Source organism: Pseudomonas flexibilis (assembly GCF_000806415.1).
Lineage (GTDB): Bacteria > Pseudomonadota > Gammaproteobacteria > Pseudomonadales > Pseudomonadaceae > Serpens > Serpens flexibilis.
The window spans coordinates 1-1,495 of record NZ_JTAK01000015.1 but is presented as its reverse complement, the minus strand read 5'-3'; the positions used below and the strand labels follow the sequence as shown (position 1 = coordinate 1,495).

The following is a 1,495-nucleotide window of genomic DNA, read 5'->3' as shown; positions in this document are numbered from 1 at the left end:
AAGGGGCCACAAGGTCCCTTTCTACGCAGTACACCAATTACTGGAGGTTTTTGGGAACCCCGCCGGCGCCAACGGTACGGCCGCCTTCGCGAATCGCGAAACGCAGGCCATCTTCCATGGCGATCGGAGCGATCAGGGTGACGGTCATCTTGATGTTGTCACCCGGCATCACCATCTCGACGCCTTCCGGCAGCTCGCAGTTACCGGTCACGTCAGTGGTACGGAAGTAGAACTGCGGACGGTAGCCCTTGAAGAACGGGGTGTGACGACCACCTTCTTCCTTGCTCAGCACGTACACTTCGCCTTCGAACTTGGTGTGCGGCTTGATGGTGCCCGGCTTGGCCAGAACCTGGCCACGCTCGACGTCTTCACGCTTGGTGCCACGCAGCAGCACGCCAACGTTCTCACCAGCACGACCTTCGTCGAGCAGCTTGCGGAACATTTCAACGCCGGTGCAGGTGGTCTTGGTGGTCGGACGAATACCGACGATTTCCACTTCTTCCTGGACCTTGACGATGCCGCGCTCGACACGACCGGTTACCACGGTACCGCGGCCGGAGATGGAGAACACGTCTTCGATCGGCATCAGGAACGGCTTGTCGATGGCGCGCTCGGGTTCCGGGATGTAGGTGTCCAGGGTCTCAACCAGCTTGCGAACAGCCGGAGCACCGATTTCGGACTCGTCGCCTTCGAGCGCCTTCAGAGCGGAACCCACGATGATCGGGGTGTCGTCGCCCGGGAAGTCATAGGTGTTCAGCAGGTCGCGAACTTCCATCTCGACCAGTTCCAGCAGCTCGGCGTCGTCAACCATGTCGGCCTTGTTCAGGAACACGACGATGTACGGAACACCCACCTGACGGGACAGCAGGATGTGCTCGCGGGTCTGCGGCATGGGGCCGTCAGCAGCGGAGCAAACCAGGATCGCGCCGTCCATCTGGGCAGCACCGGTGATCATGTTCTTGACGTAGTCGGCGTGGCCGGGGCAGTCAACGTGCGCGTAGTGACGAGTCGGGGAGTCGTACTCTACGTGCGAGGTGTTGATGGTGATACCACGGGCCTTTTCTTCCGGCGCGTTGTCGATCTGATCGTAGCCCTTCGCTTCGCCGCCCCAGGTCTTGGCGCAGACGGTTGCGATAGCAGCGGTCAGGGTGGTCTTACCGTGGTCAACGTGGCCGATGGTGCCAACGTTGAGGTGCGGTTTGGTACGTTCGAATTTTTCCTTAGCCACGACAGTAAACCTCTTACTTAAAGGGCTGAATCAACCTTGTTTTTTGACGATAGCGTCGACGATGTTGCTCGGCGCTTCCGCGTACTTGGAGAACTCCATGGAGTAGCTCGCACGACCCTGCGACATAGAGCGAACGTCGGTAGCGTAACCAAACATCTCGCCCAGCGGAACCTCGGCGCGGATCACCTTGCCGGAGACGCTGTCTTCCATGCCCTGGCTCAGACCGCGCCGCCGGTTCAGGTCCCCCATCCCGTACCCCATGTCCTC

Annotated in this window: 1 protein-coding gene and 1 pseudogene; both read right to left on the bottom strand. The window is 60.3% G+C overall.

The genetic code is table 11. The annotated features are described in order from the left end of the window. Positions 1 to 37: 37 nt before the first annotated feature. Positions 38 to 1,228 (bottom strand): elongation factor Tu, encoded by a 1,191-nt coding sequence (gene tuf / locus PT85_RS17445; RefSeq protein WP_039607344.1) that lies wholly within the window; start codon positions 1,226 to 1,228, stop codon positions 38 to 40. Between the two features lie 30 nt (positions 1,229 to 1,258). Then, a pseudogene (gene fusA, locus PT85_RS17440) lies at positions 1,259 to 1,495 on the bottom strand (elongation factor G); the annotation flags it as partial.